Genomic DNA, 22,724 nt, shown 5'->3' on the forward strand with positions numbered 1-22,724 from the left:
GGCGGGGTCACGCGTAGAGGCCGGCCCGGACGGGTCCGGACAGGGCGGGCGCGGCGTCGCGGCCGGCGAGCGCGGAGGCGAGGATCTCCGCGCAGCGCAGCGCGGTGTTGGACAGCAGCGACGAGCTCAGGCCGTGCGTGTGCTCGGTGCCGCCCTGCAGGTAGATGCCGGCCCGCACGCCGTCGTCCGTGCGCAGGCGGTAGTCGCGGTCGATGCGGGCCAAGCCGTGCTCGTCGCGCTCGCAGCGGGCGGCGAGGTCGCCGAGCAGCTCGAACGGGTCGGCGGGGCGGTAGCCGGTGGCACAGACGAGTACATCGGCCGGCAGAACGGTGCGCTCGCCGGTGAGCATCGCCTCCAGCGTCACGGCGACCCGCTCGCCGTCGTCGTCGGCGGCGGCCAGCCGGGTGACGTTGAGCAGGCGGAGGCGGGGGTTGCCGAGGACCTTCTCGCGGTACACCCGGCGGTAGAGCGTCTCGATGAGCTCGGTGTCCACGACGGAGTAGTTGGTGTTGCCGTGGTAGTTCAGCAGCATCGACTTGACCCGCGGGGAGGCGGCGAAGAACTCGCCGACCGCGTCGGGGTCGAAGATGCGGTTGGCGAACGGGGTGTCGTCGGCCGGGCTGTAGCCGTAGCGGCTGAGCACGCCGTAGATCTCGGATCGGGGGTACCGCTCGTGCAGGAAGGCGGTGACCTCGGCGGCGCTCTGCCCGGCGCCGACCACGACGAACCGGGACGGCTCGGCGCCGTCCAGCCGCTCGACGTTGGTGAGCAGGTCGCGGCTGTGCCACACACGCCGCGACGCGGTCACGCCGGGCGGCAGGGCCGGGCGGAGGCCGCCGGCGAGCACGACGTTGCGGGCGCGGAAGGTGCTGACGGCGCCGCTGCCGTCGCGGGCCTCGACGTCGAACGCCTCGACGACGCCGTCGGCGACGACCGGGATCACCCGGGTCACCTCGTGGTCGTAGCGGACCATGGCGTCGACGCGGGTGGCGGCCCACTCGAGGTAGTTGTGGAACTCGATGCGCAGCGGGAACAGGCTCTTGTGGTTGACGAAGTCGATGAGGCGGCCGCACTCCTGCAGGTAGCACAGGAAGCTGAAGGAGCTCTGCGGGTTGCGCAGCGTGACCAGGTCCTTGAGGAACGACACCTGCATCGTCGCGTCCTCGATGAGCATGCCGCGGTGCCAGCCGAAGCCGGGCTGGCGCTCCAGAAACACGGCGTCGACGCCGGCGCCGGCGGTGTCGTCGTGCTCGACCACGGCGATCGCCAGGGCCAGATTCGACGGGCCGAACCCGACCCCGACCAGGTCGTACACCGGCACCGCAAGATCGTGGCGGGTCTGTGCCATCGCTGTCCCATCCTCACGCCGAGCCCGGCTCGGCGACCCCAGCTCCGGCGTCCCAGGCGCACGAAGTTAAGGTAGCCTAACCTTAGTTCGCCGCCGTTGTCACGACCCGCTCGATCGACTTAGTGAGGCTAGACTAACCTAACTTCGCGATCGATGGGCGTGACCGCCGTACTCCCCGCCTGGAGGAAGCCATGCGCATCGTCATGTTCGGGTACCAGACCTGGGGGCACCGCACCCTGCAAGCACTGCTGGCCTCCGTGCACGAGGTCACGCTGGTCGTGACCCATCCGGCGAGCGACCACCCGTACGAGCGGATCTGGGGCGACTCGGTCGCGGACCTCGCCGCCGCGCACGGCGTGGACGTGCTGATCCGCGACCGGCCCGACGACGAGGAGCTGCTCGACGCGCTCAAGCGGGCCGAGCCGGACGTCATCGTCGCCACCAACTGGCGGACCTGGATCCCGCCGCGCATCTTCGAGCTGCCGCGGCTGGGCACGCTGAACGTGCACGACTCGCTGCTGCCGGCCTACGGCGGCTTCTCCCCGCTGATCTGGGCGCTGATCAACGGCGAGCCCGAGGTCGGGGTCACCGCGCACATGATGGACGGCGAGCTCGACGCCGGCGACATCGTGCTGCAGCGGGCCGTCGCTGTCGGCCCCCGCGACACCACGACCGACCTGTTCCACAAGACGCTCGAGCTGTTCGGCCCGATCACCGTCGACGCGCTGGCCCTCATCGCCTCCGGCCGCACCGACTGGACGCCGCAGGACCGGTCCCGGGCCAGCTTCTTCCACAAGCGCTCGGACGAGGACAGCCGCATCGACTGGACCTGGTCCGCCGAGGAGCTCGACCGGCTGGTGCGGGCGCAGTCCGATCCGTACCCGAACGCCTTCACCTACCACAAGGGACAGCGCCTGCGCATCGTGGCCGCATCCGTGTCCGAGGGCCGCTACGGCGGTACCCCCGGGCGCATCTTCATCCGCGAGGGCGACGCCGTCGTCATCGTCGCCGGCGCCGAGGCGCGCCGCGGCACCGGTCACGGCCTGGCCATCGAGCGGGTGCGCACCGACGACGGCACCGAGCTCGCGGCGCTCGACTACTTCCGCACCATGGGCGGCTACCTGACCGGCCGCCCTCAGTAGGGCTTGCGGTCCAGCAGGCGGTCGACCTCGGCGGCGGGCAGGGGCCGGGCGAGATAGTCGCCGCGGGCCTGGTCGCAGCCGAGGTCGAAGAGCGTCTCGTACTGCGCGAGGTTGCGCACGCCGACCGCGGTCACGGTGAAGTCCAGGTCGTGCAGCATGTCCAGGACCCAGGCGACCCGGGTGGTGGCGGAGCGGTACCGCCCGGCCAGCGGCGTCACGCCCTCGATGAACCCGGGGTCGAGGTTGACCGCGGTGACCGGCGTGTCGATGAGCGTGGCCTGCCCGGCGCCCAGGGTGTTGGCGGCCAGCGCGACGCCGAGGCCGTCCAGCCCGTCGAGGACCATCCGGACGTCGCCGTCCGGCCGGCACAGGGCGCCGTCGTCGACCGCGAGCTGCAGGCGGCCCGGCGGCAGGCCCGAGGCGTCGAGGACGGCCGCGACCGCGCCGACGAACCCGGGCTCGGCCAGCTGCCCGGCGCCGATCTCGACGCTGACGAACGGCGGCCCCGGGTCGTCGCACCAGCGGGCCGCCTGCGCGCAGGCGGCGGCCAGCACCTTCCGCTCGATCGCCGGGCGTACTCCCGCCGCGCCGGCCAGCTCCATCAGCTCCGGCGCCCCGACCGGCACGCCGTCGGCGCCGCACCAGCTCGGCCGGGCGTGCAAACCGGCGACGGACGAGTCGCGCAGCCGCAGGATCGGCTGGTACACCAGGTCGACGCCGGACGGCTCGGCCACGCGCAGCTCGTCGGCCAGCCGCCGGCGGCGCAGGTAGTCCGCGGCCCGGCCGGGGTCGAACAGCGCCCACGCGGACGGCCCCTCGCTGGCATAGGCCCAGCGCAGCGCCGTGCGCGCGGCACGCAGCAGCGCCACCGTGGTGGCGCCCTCGGTCTCCTGCTCGACGGCGCCGACGCGGACGCGCACGGCGGTGCGGAAGCGGGGGGCGAGCCCGGACGGCATCAGCGTGCGCAGCACGGCGTCGGCCGCCTTGACCGCGTCGTCCGGCCCGGTGGTGTCCTCCTCGACCAGGACGAAATGCTCGTCGTCGAGGTGGGCCACGAAGAACTCGCGCTCGCTGGCCAGGGCCCGCAGCCGGGCGGCCATGTCGTGCAGCTGCCGCACCGACTCGGCCCCGGTGCCGGGGTGATCGATGGCGACCTGGCACACCGCGACGCGCGCCGAGCGGCCCTCGGCCAGCACCCGGTCGAGGTAGTCGATCAGCAGGTTGCGGTTCGGCAGCCCGGTGGCGGCGTCGTGGTTCAGCGCGAAGTTGGCCGCGTCCCGCACCTGCTGCTGGTACTCGCGCCAGGCCGCCCGCTCGTCGCGGGCGTTGTGCTCCGCCGCGGTGCGCACATGGTCCACGAGCGCGGTGACGAAGCCCAGCGCGATCTCGTCCAGCAGGACGGTGAGCCGCTCGACCGGCCCGGGCCCGCCGAGCCCGAGGCCGTCCAGCAGCCCCTGGCGCAGGAAGCGCACGGTCGCGGCCATGATCTGCGGATCGGTCATGGCGTTGCGCACCAGCTCCTGGCCCACCCGCTGCCCGGCGCCGGGCTCGCCGGCCGGGCCGGTCAGCGCGGCCGCCAGATGCTCGATGAGCTCGTGCAGCACACGGCGGCGCCGGTCGCGGCCGCCGGGAACGAAGCTGGTGCGTGGCAGATCGGCTTCCCAGGCGCTCGCGAGCGCCGCGATCCCCTCTGATGGAACCGCTGACATGTGGCCCCTGTCCCTGCCGGCCGTTGCGGAGCGGAGCAACCTCAGTATGGGGTCTGTCCGGTCGGCGGAGGGTAATCCGTTCGGATGACGCCGTCCGGCTGCTTGCGGGCCACCACGCCGACCGCGGCCACCGGCGCCGCGCCGCATTCATCCGGCTCCGGGCGCCAGCCGTTGATCGGCACGATCCCCGGCGCCACCGGCTCCCAGCCGTCCAGCCAGCCCGTGATCTGGGCGACCGGGCGCGGCCGGAACGCCGTCGGCGTGCGCCGGTACATCTGGCTCACCGCGGCCTGACCGGCGAGCGTGCCGAGCGCCGGCACCCCGTGCGAGATCGCCAGGAAGCTGCCGCCGACGAGAGCGTCGGAGATCTCGCGGATGATCCGGGGCGGCTCGGCGTCGTCCTCGATGAAGTGCAGCACGGCCACCATGAGCACCGCGGTCGGCTCGGCCAGGTCGAGCAGCCCGACGACGTCGCGGTGGCCGAGGATGCTCGCCGGGTCGCGCAGGTCGGCCCGCACCGCCACCGACCGCGGGTCGTCGCGCAGGATCCGCTGGGCGTGGGCGACCGCGACCGGGTCCAGGTCCACGTACGCGACCCGGCAGTCGGGGGCGACGTCCTGCGCCACCTCGTGGACGTTGCCGAGCGTCGGAATCCCCGAGCCGATGTCGAGGAACTGCCGGATGCCCGCGTCGACCAGCCACCGCACGGCCCGGCCGAGAAAGGCCCGGTTGACGTGCGCCAGCTCGATGACCTCGGGCCAGATCCGGGCCGCCTCGGTGACGAACTGGCGGTCGACCTCGAAGTTGTGGAAGCCGCCGAGCGCGAAGTCGTAGGCGCGGGCGGCGTTCGGCGCGGTGACGTCGACCCCCTCGGGCACCCACTCGGTCAACGCCGCCAGCCCTTCCGCATGTTCATCCTTACTCAGATCAACCGCCGTATGGACGATAAGGACGGCACTCTACGGTACCCGTACACGCGGTAGAGTCCGGCGCAAATGAAATGGAGTGCCGTGAGCACACCCGGTGAGGAGCGATCGCGTCAGTCGGCCACGGCCGCACTGCTGCGCGATCCGGTGCTGCGCGCACTGCTCATCCTCACCGTGGCCTGCACCGCGTGGTATCTCCTGCCCGGCTTCACCGGGTCCAAGATCGCCCTGTTCTGGCCGATCCAGGTGCTGCTCGACGTGGTGTTCGCGGTCCTCACGGCCCGGATGAGCGCCGCCGTGACGGGCTCCACCCGGCGGTTCTGGCGGCTCATGGCCGCGGCCGCGGTGCTGTTCACGGCGGGCGACACGATCCAGGGCGCCCAGACGTTCGCCAATCCGGTCGCCGGCATGGTCCAGGGCAGCTCGACGCAGTCGGCGCTGATCACGCTCGGGTCGCTGGTCACCCTCATCGCCATGGTCATCCACCCCACCCGCACGACCGGGCGGGAGCGGCTGCGGTTCGTCCTGGACGCCGCCACGGTCGTCGCGGCGACCGCCGTCTTCGTGTGGTATTTGTCACCCAGCGTCGATCTGCGCGCCGGCGGCCTGGGGCTGCTGCTGCCGCTGGCCTCCGCCGGGGCGAGCCTGGCCGGGTCGTTCGGCCTGGTCAAGCTGATGCTCGGGCGAAACATGCCATTCACCCCGATCGCCGGGTGGAGCGCCGGCCTGGCCGGGGTGCTGATCGGCCTGAGCACCGGGCTGACGCCGGGGCTGATGCAGATGTCCATGCCCACGGTGGCGATGCTGGTCCGCCTCGTGCCCTGCGCACTGCTGGCCGCGGTACCCCGGATCAACGAGGTCAACCTGCACGCCGATCCCGACGTCCTAGCCCGCCGCCGGATGCGGCCGTTCAGTCTGCTGCCGTACATCGGGGTGGCGGCGGCCTTCGGGCTGCTGGTCGTGTCGCTCAGCGGCGGCACGCTGACCGTGCGGGTCTGGGGCGTGGTCATCGGGGTGGTCGTGGTCACCGGCATCGTGGTGACCCGGCAGCTCATCGCGTTCACCGACAACGCCCGGCTGCTCGGCGAGGTCGCCCGCACCATGCGGGCGCTGCGCGAGCAGGAGGAGCGATTCCGGGCGCTGGTCCAGCACTCCTCCGACGTCACCGTCATCGCCGACGCGCAGCAGATCGTCTCCTACGCCAGCCCCGCCCTGGAGCGCGCGCTCGGCGTGCCGGCCGAGGCGGTGATCGGCCGGCGGGTGGAGGACCTGACCGTGCCCGGCTGCCGCGAAGAGCTGCGCGAGCAGCTCGCCGACCTGCTCGCCCGGCCCGGCACCAGCACGACGCTGCGGCTGCAGGTGCCGCACGGGGACGGCTCGAACCGCTGGCTGTCCGCGGTCGCCACCAACCTGCTGCACGTGCCGAGCATCCGCGGCGTGGTGTACAACGCCCACGACATCACCGAGGTCGTCGCCTACCAGGAGCAGCTCCAGCACGAGGCGACCCACGACCCGCTGACCGGCCTGGCGAACCGGGCGCTGTTCGCCGACAAGATCGCCGAGGCCGGCGGCACGGCATCGATCCTGATCATCGACCTGGACGGATTCAAGGCCGTCAACGACACCTACGGCCACCACGCCGGCGACGCGCTGCTGCGGACCGTCGCGGTCCGGCTGCGCCGCTGCGTGCGGGCCGCCGACACGGTGGCCCGGCTGGGCGGCGACGAGTTCGCCGTGCTGCTGCCCGGCACGACGCTGTCCCACGCCGAGGACCTGACCCTGCGGGTGCACGAGGCCTTCGCCGAGCCGGTGCCGATCGACGGGGCACGGGTGGCGATCCGGGCCAGCATCGGGATCGCCTGCGGGGCGCTGTCGCGCGCCGACGACCTGCTGCGGGTCGCCGACGCCGCCATGTACTCCGCCAAGCACGGCCGCGCCCGCGAGGCCGCCGCGCCCCGGTAAAGATGACTCCGGTCCGCGCAACTGCCGACCGTTGCTCCCGTCAGACACCGGGCCGGGGCACGCCTAAAGGGCGGCCCCGGCCCTGCCAGGTCCGCGGCGCCAAGAGCGAAACGAAAAGTCGGGCGCTCCGCGCCACGACTTTTCGGACTTATACCCCGACAGCCGACATATCCCGATAAGTCACCACAACTCGGCAGCGCACCGGCATGAACTCTCCGCGATCATGCAGTCGTCGCCGTAGACACCAGCGGTTTTTCATGATCGTGGAGACTTGCCGTACACCTGAGTACATCAAGTCTCCGCGATCATGAAAAAGTCGGTGAACGGCGACGAGTTGCGCATGATCGCGGAGACTTCCTGCGAGCCGCAGGGAGATGCTGCTTTATCGTGATATGTCCGATAAGTCGTGGCGCGGAGCGCCCGACTTATCGGACTTGCGCCGCCGTCGACCGGGGCGGGGCCTGGCGCCGCGGACGTGACCGGGTCACAGGTCGTGGCGGTACCAGGCGTTGGCCTCGACGTAGGTGGCGATGTCGCGGTCCGGGTCGCACAGCACCGGCCCCAGCCCGCCGGCCACCACGACCGGGCCCGGCGCGTCGAACGGCAGGCCGGTCCATTCCCGCCACCGCGGCAGCGCGGCGGTGATCGTCATCGAGTGCGGCGCCACCGCCACGAACCGGCCCCCGGCCCGCTCATGGACCCGCAGCCACGGATCGGCGGCGGTGCCGTCCGGGCGGCGCCGGGCCACGTACTGCTCCAGCGGTACCAGCGGATGCAGGTGCTTGTGGGTCGGGCGGACCGGCGCGTGCAGCGCCGCGTGCCCGAGCCGGGCGGCGTTGCGCCGGGCCAGGCCCAGCAGATGGCCGGACACGCCCCGGCCGCGCAGGTCCGGGCGCACCGTGGCGAAGAGCGCCGACACGTCCGCCCCGGTGCGCCCCGCCAGCGCGTCCGCGGCGGCGGCGAGCAGCACCGCGTCGTAGCCGCCCGGCGGCAGGGCCTCGCCCGCGGTGAACGGCAGCGTGCACAGCATCGCCGCGGGCCGCCCGCCGTCGCGCTCCACCGCCAGCAGCGTGTACTGCGGGTGCCGGGCGACCAGGTCCGGGAACAGCGCGGCGGAGACCGGGTCCTGGTAGAGAAACGGCGCGACGGTCGGATCGTCGAAGGCCGCGGTCAGCGGCAGGCGGTCGGGCCGCTCGGCGAGCGTGGTCACCTCGAGCCAGGAAAAGTCCATTTCCGCACCCTGCCAGATGGGGAAGAACCTTTATCCTGCCGTCCGCCCGGCCGATACAAGTGCTGGCGGATCGGACCTTGCCCGCCTTCGATCGGCACGACACAGTAGCCCTTGGCGCGCAGGAGGGAGCGGCCGTGACAAGGCGTGTCGCCTGGGCGTATGCGATCTGTGCACTGTTGCTTGCCGCCTGTTACGTGCTGGTACCGGCGGCGGGCCTGCTGTGCTTCGCCGGCATCGTGCTCAGCACCGTCGCGGCGATCGGCTACGGCATCGCCCGGCACCGGCCCCGCCGGCGCCTGCCCTGGGCGCTGTGGGCCGCCGGCTCGTTCGCCCTCGCGGTGGGTACCGCGACCGGGGTCGTGCAGACGGAGGTGCTGCACTCCGACGCCTTCCCGTCGATCACCGACGCGGTGAGCCTGGGCGCCACGTTCCCGCTGCTGCTGCTGGGCCTGCTGCGGCTGAGCCGGTCCGGGGCGCGCACCCGCGACTGGGCGACCGCCATCGACTCGCTGATCTTCACCGCCGGCGCCGGGCTGCTGGCCTGGGTGTTCCTCATCGACCCGTATCTGAGCGACCCCGGCCTCGACGCGGCCCAGAAGGCGGTGTCGGTCGCCTACCCGCTCTGCGACGTGCTGCTGCTGGCCATCATGGCCCGGCTGGCGCTCGAGGCCCGCCGCTGCTGGAGCGTGGCGCTGCTGCTCACCTCGGGCGCCGTGCTGCTCATCTCCGACGTCGTGTTCAGCCTGCGCCGCCTCGAAGGTGACTGGAACCTGGGCAGCTTCATCGACCTCGGCTGGATCGTCTTCTACGTGGCCGGCGGCCTCGCCGCGCTGCACCCGTCGATGGTGCAGCTCACCGAGCCGCGGGTGGTCGGCACGACGCTGCTCAAGCCGCGGCGGGCGGCGCTGGGCATCGCCTCGCTGGTGGCGCCCGGCATCCTGTTCGCCGAGGCGCTGTCCGGGCCGGTGAACAACGGCCTGGTCATCTCGGTCGGCTCGGCCACGCTGGTCGCGCTGTCGCTGAGCCGGGTGTGGCTGGCCGCCCGCAGCGTCGGGCACACCCTGGCCCGCGAGCGCGAGCTGCGCCGGGCCTGCGAGGCGCTGCTGTCGGCGACCGAGGTGTCCGCGGTCGACCGGGTCGTGCGGGGCGCGATCGGCTCGCTGCTGCGCGCCGGCACCGCCCACCGCACCGTGCTGCAGGTCCACGAGCGGGGCGTGCCGGAGTCGGGCGACTCGGCGGCGATGGGCATGCACTACGTCTCCCAGCTGCCCGCCGGGCTGGCCCGCGACCTGGCCGGCTTCGAGCTCGCGCTGCGCTGCGCGCTGTCCATCGGCGGCGTGCGCATCGGCGAGCTGTGGGTGGCCGGCGACGAGCGGGCGTTGGTGGAGCTGCAGGAGTCGGCGCGGGTGCTGGCCGGTCAGGCGGCCAGCATGATCGACCACATCAAGCTCAACGGGGAGATCACCCGGCGCAACAGCGAGGCGTACTTCCGCACCCTGGTCCTCAACGCCACCGACGTGATCCTCATCGTCGGCGACGACGACCGGATCGGCTACGCGAGCCCCTCGGCCCGGCAGCTCTTCGGCGGCAACGTGGTCGGCGGGTCGATCCAGGAGCTGCTGCTGCCGGTGACGGGCGAGCCCGCGGTCGACGGCGGCGAGCTGCACCTGGCGCGCCGCGGCGACGGCACCAGCGCCGAGGTCGAGGTCACCGTCCGCGACCTCACCGGCGAGCCGACGGTGGCCGGCCGGGTGCTCACCCTGCACGACGTCACCGACCGCCGCCGGCTGGAGCGGGAGCTGCTCGACCGGGCGTACCGCGACCAGCTGACCGGCCTGGGCAACCGGCTGCGCTTCCAGGACGGCGTGCACGCGGCCACCGCCGAGGCCGCCCGGGAGGGCGGTGCGCCGGCCGCGGTGCTGCTCATCGACATCGACGGCTTCCGCACCGTCAACGACACCATGGGCCAGGACGTGGGCGACGAGCTGCTGCGCGCCTTCGCCGGGCGGCTGGCCGCGGCGTGCCCGGGCGCGGCGACCGTGGCCCGGCTCGGCGGCGACGAGTTCGGCGTCCTGGTCACCGGCGACGAGGTGGACCGCGTCGAGGAGCTCGCCCAGCGGATCCTCGACGAGTCCGGCGCGCCGTTCGTGGTCGCCGGCAGCGCCGTCACCGCGCAGCCGAGCATCGGCGTGGCCACGACCGACGACGCGGCCGACGCCGCGCATCTGCTGGCCACCGCGGACGTGGCGCTGAACAGCGCGAAGGCCACCGGCAACCGCTGGCGGCGCTACGAGCCGGCGATGGACGCGCGCACCATGCGCCGCATGCGGCTGCGCACCGACCTCGACCAGGCGCTCGCCGACGACGCGTTCGTGCTGCACTACCAGCCGATCGTGGACCTGCGCTCGGGGCTGCCGCGCGGGTTCGAGGCGCTGGTGCGCTGGCAGCACCCGGCGCTGGGGCTGGTGCCGCCGCTGGAGTTCATCGAGATCGCCGAGGAGTGCGGCCTTATCGTGCCGCTCGGCGACTGGGTGATGCGGCACGCGATCGCCGCCGCGGTGCGGTTCCGCGAGCGGTACCCGTCCGCCGAGCTCGGGATGAGCGTCAACGTGTCGGTACGGCAGTTCCGCTCCCCCGGCTTCGTCCAGCGGGTGCTCACCGAGCTGGCCCGGGCCGGGCTGGAGTCCGGCGCGCTCACCATCGAGATCACCGAGAGCCTGCTGCTCGGCGACGACGAGCGGATCAACGCCGACCTCGCCGCGCTGCGGGCGGCCGGGATCCGGGTGTCCATCGACGACTTCGGCACCGGGTACTCCTCCCTGAGCTACCTGCACCGGGTGCCGGTCGACGGGCTGAAGCTGGACAAGTCCTTCGTGGACACCATCGCCACCTCCCGCCGCCAGCACGACCTGGTGCACGGCATCGTTCAGCTGGCCCGCACCCTCGACCTCGACGTGGTCGCCGAGGGCATCGAGACCGCGACGCACCGCCAGCTGCTCATCGAGCTCGGCTGCGGCTACGGCCAGGGCTACCTGTTCACCCGGCCGCTGCCCTACGCCGACCTGCCGCCGTGGCTCGACGCGGCCTACGTGGCCGCCGCGCAGGTGCAGCCGGCCGCGTAGCCCGCCCGCCGGCTCAGAGCTCGAGCACCCAGTGCCCGCAGCGGATCGGCTCGCCCTCGTAGTCGAGGTCGACCACCCCGGCGCCGGCGAACCCGATCCGGCGGGCCACCGCCGCGGCGGCCACGTTGTCCACGCCGATGAACGCGTGGATCCGCGGCACCAGCCCGGACGCGCGCACCTCCGTCACGATCAGCCGGACCGCCCCGACGGCCAGCCCGTGCCGCCGCTGCCGGCCGGGCAGCAGCATGACCCCGAGCTCGGCGATCTCCTCGTCCTGCCAGGCGCTGCGGAATACGGCCACCACCCCGGCCGGGGTGTCGTCCGGGTCGGCGAGCACGGTGCGGAACCACTCGCCGCCGCCGTCGCGCAGGCGCCGCTCGTGCACGCCCGGCACCCGCCCGAGCGGGGCCGGGCCGCCGAGGTGGCGCATGACGTCCGGGTCGGTCTCGAGGGCCTCGGTCAGCCAGCGGTCCTGCTCGGTGTACGGCCGTAACCTCATACATCTCAAGATTAATTACCCGTGGTCGTTGGGTGCAGGGCCGGCCCCGATCGGCATGCGGTAGATCCAGGTCGGGTAGTCCACGCCCTGCGTGCGGCTGGCCAGCCCGGGCGCCCGGTTGAGCTGGGCGGCGGGCAGCCAGAGCTCGCCGATGGCGTCGATCCACATCGCGTCGACCCACACCAGCCGGGGATCGGCGGCGACGGTGCGCACGGTGCGGTCCGGGGCGATGGCGAGGATCCGCCGCCGGTCGACGTCGCTGAGGTAGATGGTGCCGGTCGCGTCGATGGCGGTACCGCCGGTGGCGGGCGTGGCCAGCCAGTCCTCCACCGCGCCGGCCAGCGCCTCGGCGGGCACGGCCGGGTCGTCCAGCAGCCGGGTCTCGACCCGGGCCAGGCCGCCGGAGGCCGGCTGGTAGTAGAGGTACCGCCCGTCGGGGGACACCTCGAGCTGGTCGGCGTGCAGGCGGATCTCGTCGCCGTCGCGCCCGCGCAGGACCTGGCCGTCGGCGCGCAGCGGGCCGCCGACGGTGCTGGGGTGGTGGTCGAGCTGCCCGTCCGGGCCGATCCGCAGGGCATTGACGTGGACGAAGGCGCCGTCGGGCTCGTGGTCGTCGAGGACCGCGTTCCACGCCTCGTCCGGGTAGGGGATCCGCCGGCCCGCGGCGGTCACCTCGGCGACCTGCAGCCCCGGCCCGTCCGCCGAGGGGTAGCCGACGAACACCCGGCCCTCGCCGGTGGCGACGGCGTTGCAGACGCGATCGTTGGACAGCGCCGGGACGATCCGCCGGTCCTCGGTGGCCGCGGTCTCGGTCATCGCCGGACGCTGCCCGCCGCGGGCGGACCGAAACCACCGATATTCGGCCGCGGCGCGGGTAGTCAGGCCCGCATGTCCCACCACCTCGACACGCCGCTGGCGGCCCAGAACGGCCAGCTGTACCTCGACGACCTCTACGTCTTCCCCGGCGAGCGCGGCACCGTGCTCGTGATGGACGTCAACTCGAACATCACCGGCGCCTACGCCGAGCCAGGCTTCCACCCGGAGGCGCGCTACGAGTTCAAGGTGCACCCCGGCGACGCCGACTTCGAGACGCTCACCTACCGGTGCTCCTTCGGCCCGCCCGGCCCGGACGGGCGGCAGCCGCTGCGGCTGCACGTCCTGAGCGGCGCCGAGGCCCGCGAGGACCTGGCCGAGGGCGAGCTGCTGCTGGAGGGCCGCACCGGCGAGACGGTCACCGGGCCGGACGTGCGGATCTGGGCCGGGCGCGTCGCCGACGCCTTCTACATCGACCTGTCCCTGCTCGCCATGGTCAACTCGGCGGTACACGACGGCGCGGCGCTCGACCTGTCGGCGTGGCGGCCCGAGCGCGCGGAGAACAGCTTCGACGGCACCACCGTCGACTCGATCGTGCTGGAGGTCTCCCACGAGCAGGCGCAGTTGCACCCCGGTACCCGTATCGGCGTCTGGTGCGCCACGAAGCTCGCCACCGACGCGGGCGGCTGGCGGCAGATCAACCGGGCCGGCCACCCGATGATGTGGCCGATCTTCTGGCCCGACGACACGCAGTTCACCAACCCGGCCAACACCCGGCACCCGTCGCAGGACTACGGCGCCGACGGCGCCTACCTCGGTGAGCGGGTCGCCGCGGCGGTCGCGGCCGCCGGAACCTCGGACGATCCGCAGGGCTACGGCCGGATCGTGGCCCGGGAGCTGCTGCCCGACGTCCTGCCCTACGTGGTGGGCACGCCGGCCGCCTACGGCTTCGCCGCCCGCAACGGCCGCACGCGCGCCGACAACGCGCCCGAGGCGATGCTGTCGCTGGTGACGAACACGGCGGTACCGTCCGGGCTCAAGCCATCCACGGCGGACCGGCTGCGCGCGGCGGACTTCCCCTACGTCGTCCCAGCCTGAGCGCCGTTTAGCCAGGCCCGGCCTGCCCACCTAAGCCGCAGTCCGGGACGAAAAGTCCAGACACTTCGTGTCCGGACTTTTCGGATTTATACCCTGTCAGGCGATAAATCCGATTCCGGCCGTATTCTGCGGCCGGACAGCGACCACGCGAACAGCATGTCTCCGTGATCATGCCAACGCCACGGCGCACACCATGGGTTCCTCATGATCACGGAGTGAACGTGTACCCATGCAGGCATTATGTCTCCGCGATCATGAAAAACTCGTGGTGCCGGGACGGCCACATGCATGATCACGGAGACTTATCGCCTCCTCGGCGACCGCCTGCCGCCCGCGGAGGCGCCGCAGCCGGCGCCCTGGCCCCGTTCACCCGCCCCAGCCGGAGTGCGGCAGCCCACCGGTTGCAGGCGGCGCGGTGGGCCGGTGCCCCGACGACCCGGATGAGTCCCGGCCGACACCGGCCGGGGCCGCGCCGGAACGACGAGGCACACACCCCTGACGAGGGCCTTTAGCGCAGGGCGCGCTCCAGCTCGGCCTTGGTCATGCTCGAACGGCCCTTGATGTTGCGCCGCTTGGCCTCGTTGTACAGCTGCTCCTTGGACTGGCCGCTCGAGCGACCCCGGCCGCCGGTGGAGCGGGCCTCGCCCGAACGGGAACGCTGCTTGTTCACGGTCCGCGCGGCGATCTCCTCCGAACGCTGCGGCGACCGGCCGCGCTCGCGCTCGCTGTCCTTCACGTGTTCGTACTGCCGCTCACGCTTGTTGCTCCAGGACTGCCGTGGCACTTTTCACTCCTCCTTCGCTGACTTGCGCGATTCACATGGTCGTGTGTTACCCACGTTGCGACGGGTCACCCCGACCGCGGGCAATTCGCATGGACTGGCTCCGCCCGGGTAGGGGCCCGGTCATGGCCGAACCGCGGATCGTCATCGTCGGGGCCGGCTTCGCCGGCTACCAGGCCGCCCGGACGCTGCTGCGGCGCGCCCGCGGCGGCGCCGAGGTCGTGGTGATCAACCCGACCGACTACTTCCTGTACCTGCCGCTGCTGCCCGAGGTCGCCGGCGGCGCGCTCGACCCGCGGGCGGTCAGCGTACCGCTGCAGGACACGCTGCCCGGCGTCCGGCTGATCGTCGGGGAGGTCGACGCCGTCGACCCCGAGGCGCGGACCGTCTCCTACACCGGTCCGGAGGGCGAGCGCGGCCACCTCGGCTACCACCGGCTCGTCCTCGCCGCCGGCAGCGTCACGAAGCTGCTGCCGATCCCCGGCGTCGCCGACCACGCGCACGGCTTCCGCGGTATCCCCGAGGCGTTGTTCCTGCGTGACCACCTGGTGCGCCAGGTCGAGCTCGCCGACGCCGCCGAGGACCCGGCCGAGCGGACCGCCCGGATGACGTTCGTGGTCGTCGGGGCCGGCTACACCGGCACCGAGGTCACCGCCCAGGGACAGCTGCTCACCGCCGCCATCGCCGAGCGCCACCCCCGGCTGCACGACACGCCGCCGCGCTGGCTGCTGCTGGACATCGCCGACCAGGTGCTGCCCGGCATGGACAAGCGCATGGCGGCCGGCGCCGAGCGGGTGCTGCGCCGGCGCGGCGTCGCCGTCGACCTCGGCACCTCGGTGCGCGAGGCGACCGCCGACGGCGTGCGGCTCACCGACGACCGGTTCATCCCGTCGCGCACGCTCGTGTGGTGCGTCGGCGTGCGCCCCGACCCGGTCGTCGAGCGCGCCGGGCTGCCGACCGACCAGGGCCGGGTCCGCGTCGACGCGCACCTCAACGTCGCCGGTCACCCCGACATCTACGCCTGCGGCGACGCCGCCGCCGTGCCCGACCTGCACCGCCCCGGCCGGTACACCCAGCTGACCGCCCAGCACGCGGTGCGGCAGGGCCGGCTGGTCGGCCACAACATCGCCGCCTCCTACGGGGCCGGCACCCGCAAGCGGTACAAGCACCGCGACCTCGGCTTCGTCGTCGACCTCGGCGGCTGGCAGGCCACCGCCAACCCGCTGCACGTGCCGATGTCCGGCCTGCTCGCGCGGGCGGTGACCCGGGCCTACCACCTCTCCGCGCTGCCCGCCAACCGGCTGCGCACCGCCGCGGACTGGCTGCTCACCGCCGCCGGCTCGCGCCCGGGCGTGCAGCTCGGCCTGGTCCCGGGCCGCGTCGTGCCGCTGGACACCGAGTCGCCGGAGCTGGCCCGCAATCCCGTTTAGGCGGCGGTACCACCGGTCACCGGCAGCACCACGCCGGTGACGAACGACGAGCGGTCGCTGAGCAGCCAGGCGGCCGCCTCGGCGATCTCCCCCGGCTCGCCGGCCCGGCCCAGCGGCGTGCCGGACACGATCCGCGCGACGACGCCCGGATCGTGGGCCTCCCACTCCGCCACCATCTCGGTGAGCACCAGCCCGGGCGCGATGGCGTTGACCCGGATGCCCTGCGGTGCGTAGGTGACGGCGGCGGACGCGGTGAGACTGTTCACCGCCCGCTTGGCCGCGCCGTAGGCGGGCAGCGCCGGGTTGGCGATCAGGCTGCCGACGCTGCTGGTGTTGACGATCGCGCCGCCCCCGGCGGTGGCGCGCATGGCCTCCACCTCGGCGCCGACGGCGTAGAAGACGCCCTTGAAGTTGACCCGCACGACCAGGTCGAAGTCGTCCTCCGGGAAGCCGGCGACGGGATGCGGCGGCACGCCGGCGCCCGCGTTGTTGAACGCGACGTCGAGCCGGCCGTGCCGCTCCACGACCGCGTCCACGGCCCGCCGGATGCTGGCCGTGTCGCCCAGGTCGGCCACCACGTACGACGCCTTCCCGCCGTCCGCGACGATGTCGTCGGCGACCGAGCGCAACGCGTCCTCGCTACGCGCCCCGACCACGACCGTGGCGCCCTCCCGGGCGAACAGCCGGGCCGCGGCCGCGCCGATCCCCCGGCTGGCCCCCAGGACCAGGGCGATCTTTCCCTCAAGCAGTGGTGTTCCGTTCATGAGCCCAGCCTGCGCGGCCCGCCCGTCCCGCTGGCAGGCCCTGGCGATACCTGGCTGGCCCCGCCGGCCCGCGCGATGCTGGTCGGGTGGACAAACACGAGCTGGCGGCGTTCCTGCGCACCCACCGCGAGCGGCTGACCCCGGCCGACCTGGGCCTGCCGGCGGCCGGGCCCAGGCGCACGCCGGGCCTGCGCCGCGAGGAGGTGGCCCAGCTGGCGAGCATCTCCACGCAGTACTACACGCGCCTGGAGCAGGCCCGCGGCCCCAACCCGTCGCGGCCGGTGCTCGCCGCGCTGGGCCGGGCGCTGCGGCTGACCGACGCCGAGAGCGCCCACCTCCACGTGCTGGCCGGCGAGCCGCCCGCCCCGCCCGGCCCGTCCTCGGAGGTGCCGCAGTCGATCCGCACCCTCATCGACCGCCTCCCCGACACCGCCGCCATGGTCCTGGACGCCAAGTTCGAGGTGCTGGCCTGGAACCCCCTGGCGGCCGCGTTGTTCGAGGACTTCTCGGCCGTGCCCCGCCGCGAGCGCAACCTCATCCGCCGGTACTTCCGCCACCCCGACCCGGCCCAGCGCCACTACGGCGTGACCAGCACCGAGGACTTCGGCCGCTACGCCGCAGGCCGGCTGCGCACCGCCGCCGCCCGCTACCCCGACGACCCGGAGATCCGCGCCCTGGTGCGGGAGCTGCTGCGGCACAGCCAGGAGTTCGCGGCGCTGTGGCCGGCCCGCGAGGTACCCGGCGAAAGCCACCTGCGCAAGACGATCGACCACCCGGAGATCGGCCAGATCGACCTCACCTGCGACATGCTGATGGTGCCCGACCGCGACCAGCACATGGTGCTCCTCACCGCCGAGCCGGGCACCCCGGCCCACGACGCCCTGCGCCTGCTGTCGGTCGTCGGCCTCCAGCGCTTCGACGTCCCCTCCTGACCCGGCCGGGGCTAGAACAGTTCCAGCTGGCCGGGGACGGGGTCGTCGTCGAGCGGCCGACGGCATCAGGGTAACGACGCGGGCTGGCCCGGCCCGCGTCGCGGCCGCCGACAATGACGAAATCCGACTTTGCGAAGCCGAGGCGGCTAGATGTCTCCGTGATCATGAGCTTCACCGCGGCGCACCACGGGTTTGCCATGATCCCGGAGACATAAGGTACGCGGGTGTACACCACCACTCCGTGATCATGAAAAAGTGCGCTGTCGGCCGTGGTGCCGTGCATGATCACGGAGACTTCCGGTCGCCGCGCCGCCGACCGGCGGCGCGCCGCGCTCGATGTGTCGGACCCGATGGCGGATCGCGCCCGCCGCAGGCGTTCGCACGCGCAGGCCGAGCATCGCGATCGCCAGCAGGCACGGCGGCCGACCAGGCGGTGGCGACACCGCCTCCGCACCACGCCGCGCCACCGCACCGCATCCGCGCCGCACCCCACCGCGCACCGCGCACCGCGCACCGCGCACCGCGCACCGCGCACCGCGCACCGCGCACCGCGCACCGCGCACCGCGCACCGCGCACCGCGCACCGACCGCACCACGCGGCCGCCGCACGCCCGCGGCCATCGCGCTGCTATGGGGCGCCCCGAGAGGGGGTCGAACATTATCCAACAGTCGATGTTTGGTTTATCGATGGTTCTTGACTTCTCTTGTTAAGTCTTGTTTGACTTTGGCTGCTCCGCCCGAGTGTTCGTAGGCGGCCTGCCTCAAGGAGTCACCATGGGCTTAGTCCGGTCGCGGTTCGTGGCAGCAGTGGCGGTCGTCGCGGCGCTGGGCGGTGGCGCGTCGGCGCCCTCGCCCGCGGTCGCCGGTGTGGCGGCGCCGCCTCCCGTGTATCCGGCGGTCGGCCCGACCACCCACATCCTCGACCACTCCGCCCTGCTCGGGCCGGTCGCCGAGCCGGCCTGGTACGAAGCGAACATCCCCTTCGTCGACCTGCCCGACAAGGACATCCAGGCCACCTACTACTACCGGTGGCAGACCTACAAAGAGGCCCTGAAGTACACCGGGCCCGAGGACGGCTGGATCGTCTCGGAGTTCCTCGGCCCGGTCGGGTATTCCGCGCCGTACGGCGGCATCGACGCGGCGGCCGCGCACCACATCTACGAGGGCCGCTGGCTGCGCGACCCGCGCTACGTCGACGACTACCTGGACTACTGGCTGAGCGGCTCCGGCGCCGGTGCCAAGCCCGCCACCGACGGCCTCAACGACAACACCACCGACTGGGCCCACCAGTATTCGTTCTGGGCCGCCGACGCGGCGGTCGCCCGGGCCGAGGTGAGCGGGGACTGGCGGTTCCTCGTCGACCGGCTGCCCGAGCTGCAGCGGCAGTACCAAGGCTGGAAGACGACCAATTTCGACGCCTCGCCCGGGCTCTACTGGCAGACCCCGGTGTGGGACGCGATGGAGCTCACCGCGAGCTCGTACCAGAGCAGCGATCCCTACCACGGCGGCGACGGCTACCGGCCCACCATCAACGCATACCAGTACGGCGACGCCCGGGCGCTGGCGCTGCTGCTGCGCAAGGCCGGCGAGCCGGCGGCGGCGGCCCGCTACGACCGCGAGGCGACGGTGCTGCGGGCCAACGTCGAGAAGTATCTGTGGGACCCGGCCTCGTCGTTCTACAAGCACGTCATGCGGGACGGCAACCCGTCGCTCGCGCCCGTCGCCGACCGGGAAGAGATCGGCTTCATCCCCTGGTACTTCCACATGGCACCGGCGCAGGACGCGGCCGCCTGGGCGCAGCTCACCGACCCGCAGGGCTTCGCCGCGCCCTACGGGCCCACCACCACCGAGCGGCGCAGCCCGTGGTTCATGCACCAGGCGCTGGACGGCTGCTGTCACTGGGACGGCCCGAGCTGGCCCTACGCGACCAGCCAGACCCTGACCGCGCTGGCCAACGAGCTGATCGACTACCCGGCCCAGCCCTACGTCGACCGCGACGACTTCTACTCTGTCCTGCGCGGCTACGCGCTGACCCAGCGCAAGAACGGCCGGCCCTACGTCGCCGAGGCGCACCACCCGGACGAGGACCGCTGGATCTACGACGGGCGCGGCCACAGCGAGGACTACAACCACTCCACGTTCAACGACATCGTGCTGTCCGGCCTGCTCGGCATCCGGCCGCAGCCCGATGACTCGGTGCGGATCTCCCCGCTGGTGCCGGCGGACTGGAGCCACTTCGCGGTGGAGAACCTGGCGTACCACGGCCACAACCTCTCCGTCGTCTGGGACCGTGACGGCTCGGCCTATGGCCAGGGCAGCGGGCTGCGGGTGTGGGTCGACGGCAAGCTGCGGCTGCGGCGGGCCACGCTCGCCGGCGTGACCGTCCCGGTGGCGGGCGGGCCGGCCGGCGGGGCGGCGCTGCCCGAGCTGGTCGACGACGCGGCCAACGTGACCAAGACCGGCTACCCGGCCGCGGTGGCCTCCTACACGTGGCCCGGCGACGCCGCGGTCAACGCGATCGACGGGCAGGACTTCCACCTCGACGTGCCCACGACCCGCTGGACGTCATACGCCTCCCCCAACGCCAGCGACTGGCTGGAGGTCGACCTCGGCGCCGCGACGCGGGTTTCGGACGTCCGCATCGACTTCTACGACGACAACGGTGGCGTCCGCACGCCGAGCTCCTTCACCCTGCAGGCGCAGGGCCTGGACGGGACGTGGCAGGACGTGCCGGGGCAGCATCGAGATCCGGCGGTACCGGTGGGTAGGGCGATCAACCGCGTCGTCATCGACCCGCCGATCGTCACCGACCGGCTCCGCGTGGTGGCCTCCCGCGACGGCGGCGGCGCGGTCGGCATCACCGCCCTGCAGCTGTGGCGCCGCCCCGACCCGGCGCTGACCGCCGGCTTCGCCGGCCTGGACGGCGGCGTGCTCGATGTGGACGCCGGCCGGACCGTCACGGTCACGACGACGGTCACCGCCGACCGGCCGCGGACCGCGGTCCAGGCGACCCTGGAGGTACCCCGCGGCTGGACGGCCCGCGCCGTGACCCCGTCCACCGCCGCGAGGCTCACGCCGGGTCGGCCGCTGAGGACCACCTGGAAGGTCAGCGTGCCGGGCGACGCCGACCTCAGCGCGAGCCAGCCGATCCGGCTCCTGGCCCAGTCCGGTGCGGGTGGCGACGGCACGAGCAGCGCCCTCGTCTCGGCCCAGTACCAGTTCTCGCCGGCGGACTTCCCGACGACCGCTTGGGACGACGACTTCACGACCGACCGCACCGCCCAGTACCGCGTCGACCGCCCGGCCGGCGGCGAGCCGGCCCCCGCCTTCTCGGTGGCCGACGGCGCCCTCACGGCCCACTCCACGGCCCGCGCGTTCGGCGTGCTCGCCGCGCCCGTCACCGGCTCCCCGGCCGGGACCGCGATCATCGTGGCGCCGAAGCAGTTCGCCGGTTCGGCGCCGGAGGACAGCCTGTTCATCGGCCAGTCGGCGGGCAACGGCGACAACGCGCTCGCCTGGTACAACAACCACTTCGCGACCTCGGGCGTCGACGTCCAGGTGGGCGGCGCCGGGCGCGGCGACGCCACCGGCGACTGCTGCACCCAGGTGCAGTGGCAGCCCGGCGACCGGTTCGCCGTCGTGGTCCGCTGGGGACAGCTCACCACGTGGTACGAGCACGCCGGTTCATGGCGCCAGATCCACACCGCCCCGGTCGGCCGCGCGGTCGACACCGCCACGCTGGCCTCCTGGGCCCCGGCCGTCGGCCTGCGCCTCGACGCCGGATCGCTCTCCCTCGACCGGATCACCGTCCTGACCCGCTGAACGAGCGGCCGGCGGCGGGCCTACGCCGCCGGCTCCTCCCCGCTGACCAGCTTGACCATCCACGCGTCGTTCTGGATCGAGATGACCTGTTCGGCCGCGGCGACGAAGGTGTCCGGGTCGAACTCGCCGATGGCGTACCGCGACCGCAGGTCCTCCAGCTGGTCCGCGGTGCGGGTGAACTCGACCTGCTGGTACTCGTACCGCTGCGCCGCCACGTGCGTCGCGACGGCGACGCCGAGGGTCGTCACGACGGCCACCCACGCGCCGAGGTGCGCGGCCGGGAAGAACCCGGTCACGGCGGCGAGGAGCGCGGCGGCGGCGGCGAGCCCGACCTCGATCACGCGCAGCCGGGAGAGCCTCCGCCGGTACTCCGCGGCCTTGGGCCGGTAGTAGCCGGCGATCTGAGCGTTGACCCGAAGCTCGATGAAGCTCGCGACGTCGTGCACGGCGGGCAGCTGGCGCCGCCGCCCCGTGATGCCGCCGGTGTACCGCAGGAGGTCCGACGCCTCGTCGGCGACCTTCTGGCAGCGGTGGAGCAGCACCGACTGGCGGTCTTCGCCGCGGTACGGTGCGACACCGGCGAGAAACGTGTAGACCTCGGTCTTGTAGGCCTCGGACACCGACCGCAGCCGCGTCCAGTCCCGCGTGGCGGTGGCCGTCGCGCCGCGGCCGGCCGCCGGCGCCAGGGCCAGCACGATCGCCGACAGCAGGCCGAGCACCCACCCGACGGTCGCGTTGAACGGCCCGAACTGCGCGGCGGCCGTGCTCAGCACCGCGCCGGTGATCGCCAGCAGCAGCGCCCAGAACCGGGCCCGGTTGATGCCGTGCTTGACCTGGTTGGCGGCCTGCGACCAGACGCTCTGCCGTTCCCAGAGCGTCATCAACGGGTTGTCCTGCTGCTCGGGCTCCAACGGGGTCCGCCTTTCGGGAGAGTTTCTACAGGGCGGCGAAGACGGCGTTGGACCGTGTACGGTGGCGCGGAATGTCCGTGGCGTATTTCCGGATCGCCCGGTAGTCGTCACCGTACCGGGCCGGCGCGTCCGGGCCGTTCGGATCATTGGCCCATGTCACCGATCCTTTGGTGAGCACCTCCAGCACGGTCGGTCGCGGCGCCACCCGAACGGGTGCCGATGCGGAAACGGTCG

At 73.1% G+C, this 22,724-nt stretch carries 17 protein-coding genes; 7 read left to right on the forward strand and 10 right to left on the reverse strand.

The genetic code is table 11. The features are described from left to right. Positions 1-7: 7 nt before the first annotated feature. A complete protein-coding gene (locus ACQPXD_RS38120) occupies positions 8-1,348 on the reverse strand; it encodes a lysine N(6)-hydroxylase/L-ornithine N(5)-oxygenase family protein (RefSeq protein ID WP_432826780.1) in 1,341 nt (446 codons plus the stop codon). Between the two features lie 191 nt (positions 1,349-1,539). On the opposite strand from ACQPXD_RS38120, the gene ACQPXD_RS38125 reads away from it, so the two are divergent. Beyond that, positions 1,540-2,490, forward strand: a complete 951-nt coding sequence (locus ACQPXD_RS38125) for a methionyl-tRNA formyltransferase (protein ID WP_432826782.1) — start codon at positions 1,540-1,542, stop codon at positions 2,488-2,490. Here ACQPXD_RS38125 and ACQPXD_RS38130 read toward each other — a convergent pair. Both ACQPXD_RS38130 and ACQPXD_RS38135 read right to left on the reverse strand, forming a co-directional pair. Next, entirely contained in the window at positions 2,484-4,199 is a 1,716-nt protein-coding gene (locus tag ACQPXD_RS38130) for an EAL domain-containing protein (protein ID WP_432826784.1), read from the reverse strand. The two genes, ACQPXD_RS38125 and ACQPXD_RS38130, sit on opposite strands and share 7 nt — an antisense overlap. Positions 4,200-4,240: 41 nt before the next feature. Next, on the reverse strand, positions 4,241-5,089 hold the full coding sequence (locus ACQPXD_RS38135) for an SAM-dependent methyltransferase (RefSeq protein ID WP_432826786.1): 849 nt from the start codon (positions 5,087-5,089) through the stop codon (positions 4,241-4,243). Positions 5,090-5,209: 120 nt separating this feature from the next. On the opposite strand from ACQPXD_RS38135, the gene ACQPXD_RS38140 reads away from it, so the two are divergent. Next, on the forward strand, positions 5,210-7,087 hold the full coding sequence (locus ACQPXD_RS38140) for a diguanylate cyclase domain-containing protein (protein WP_432826788.1): 1,878 nt from the start codon (positions 5,210-5,212) through the stop codon (positions 7,085-7,087). A gap of 484 nt (positions 7,088-7,571) precedes the next feature. On the opposite strand, the gene ACQPXD_RS38145 is transcribed toward ACQPXD_RS38140, so the two are convergent. Then, positions 7,572-8,318, reverse strand: coding sequence for an N-acetyltransferase (locus ACQPXD_RS38145; protein WP_432826790.1), 747 nt, complete (start codon positions 8,316-8,318; stop codon positions 7,572-7,574). A gap of 134 nt (positions 8,319-8,452) precedes the next feature. Here ACQPXD_RS38145 and ACQPXD_RS38150 point away from each other — a divergent pair, with 134 nt between their 5' ends. Further along, the gene (locus tag ACQPXD_RS38150) at positions 8,453-11,440 is read left to right on the forward strand and encodes a putative bifunctional diguanylate cyclase/phosphodiesterase (protein ID WP_432826792.1); all 2,988 of its coding nucleotides are present in this window, start codon (positions 8,453-8,455) and stop codon (positions 11,438-11,440) included. A 13-nt stretch (positions 11,441-11,453) separates the two neighbouring features. On the opposite strand, the gene ACQPXD_RS38155 is transcribed toward ACQPXD_RS38150, so the two are convergent. Both ACQPXD_RS38155 and ACQPXD_RS38160 read right to left on the reverse strand, forming a co-directional pair. Next, positions 11,454-11,939, reverse strand: a complete 486-nt coding sequence (locus tag ACQPXD_RS38155) for a GNAT family N-acetyltransferase (protein ID WP_432826794.1) — start codon at positions 11,937-11,939, stop codon at positions 11,454-11,456. A 15-nt stretch (positions 11,940-11,954) separates the two neighbouring features. Next, positions 11,955-12,755, reverse strand: a complete 801-nt coding sequence (locus ACQPXD_RS38160; RefSeq protein ID WP_432826796.1) for an L-dopachrome tautomerase-related protein — start codon at positions 12,753-12,755, stop codon at positions 11,955-11,957. 72 nt (positions 12,756-12,827) lie between these two features. Between ACQPXD_RS38160 and ACQPXD_RS38165 the strand changes: the two genes are divergently transcribed. Beyond that, positions 12,828-13,850 (forward strand): DUF4331 family protein, encoded by a 1,023-nt coding sequence (locus ACQPXD_RS38165; RefSeq protein WP_432826798.1) that lies wholly within the window; start codon positions 12,828-12,830, stop codon positions 13,848-13,850. 508 nt (positions 13,851-14,358) lie between these two features. Here ACQPXD_RS38165 and ACQPXD_RS38170 read toward each other — a convergent pair. After that, positions 14,359-14,634 (reverse strand): plasmid stabilization protein, encoded by a 276-nt coding sequence (locus ACQPXD_RS38170; protein ID WP_432826800.1) that lies wholly within the window; start codon positions 14,632-14,634, stop codon positions 14,359-14,361. Positions 14,635-14,756: 122 nt separating this feature from the next. Here ACQPXD_RS38170 and ACQPXD_RS38175 point away from each other — a divergent pair, with 122 nt between their 5' ends. Further along, complete coding sequence (locus ACQPXD_RS38175) at positions 14,757-16,061, forward strand: NAD(P)/FAD-dependent oxidoreductase (RefSeq protein WP_432826802.1); 1,305 nt, start codon at positions 14,757-14,759, stop codon at positions 16,059-16,061. Here the strand turns inward: ACQPXD_RS38175 and ACQPXD_RS38180 are convergent. Beyond that, the gene (locus ACQPXD_RS38180) at positions 16,058-16,825 is read right to left on the reverse strand and encodes an SDR family NAD(P)-dependent oxidoreductase (RefSeq protein WP_432826804.1); all 768 of its coding nucleotides are present in this window, start codon (positions 16,823-16,825) and stop codon (positions 16,058-16,060) included. The genes ACQPXD_RS38175 and ACQPXD_RS38180 overlap by 4 nt on opposite strands. Positions 16,826-16,911: 86 nt before the next feature. Between ACQPXD_RS38180 and ACQPXD_RS38185 the strand changes: the two genes are divergently transcribed. Next, complete coding sequence (locus ACQPXD_RS38185; RefSeq protein ID WP_432826806.1) at positions 16,912-17,757, forward strand: helix-turn-helix transcriptional regulator; 846 nt, start codon at positions 16,912-16,914, stop codon at positions 17,755-17,757. Between the two features lie 774 nt (positions 17,758-18,531). Continuing rightward, positions 18,532-21,579: an MGH1-like glycoside hydrolase domain-containing protein gene (locus ACQPXD_RS38190; RefSeq protein WP_432826808.1), complete on the forward strand. Its 3,048-nt coding sequence runs from the start codon at positions 18,532-18,534 to the stop codon at positions 21,577-21,579. 20 nt (positions 21,580-21,599) lie between these two features. Here the strand turns inward: ACQPXD_RS38190 and ACQPXD_RS38195 are convergent, their stop codons facing one another. Further along, positions 21,600-22,490: a DUF4231 domain-containing protein gene (locus ACQPXD_RS38195; protein ID WP_432826810.1), complete on the reverse strand. Its 891-nt coding sequence runs from the start codon at positions 22,488-22,490 to the stop codon at positions 21,600-21,602. Between the two features lie 25 nt (positions 22,491-22,515). Next, positions 22,516-22,677 (reverse strand): hypothetical protein, encoded by a 162-nt coding sequence (locus ACQPXD_RS38200; protein WP_432826812.1) that lies wholly within the window; start codon positions 22,675-22,677, stop codon positions 22,516-22,518. Positions 22,678-22,724: the final 47 nt, after the last annotated feature.

The organism is Dactylosporangium sp. CA-092794, assembly GCF_050948465.1.
Taxonomy (GTDB): domain Bacteria; phylum Actinomycetota; class Actinomycetes; order Mycobacteriales; family Micromonosporaceae; genus Dactylosporangium.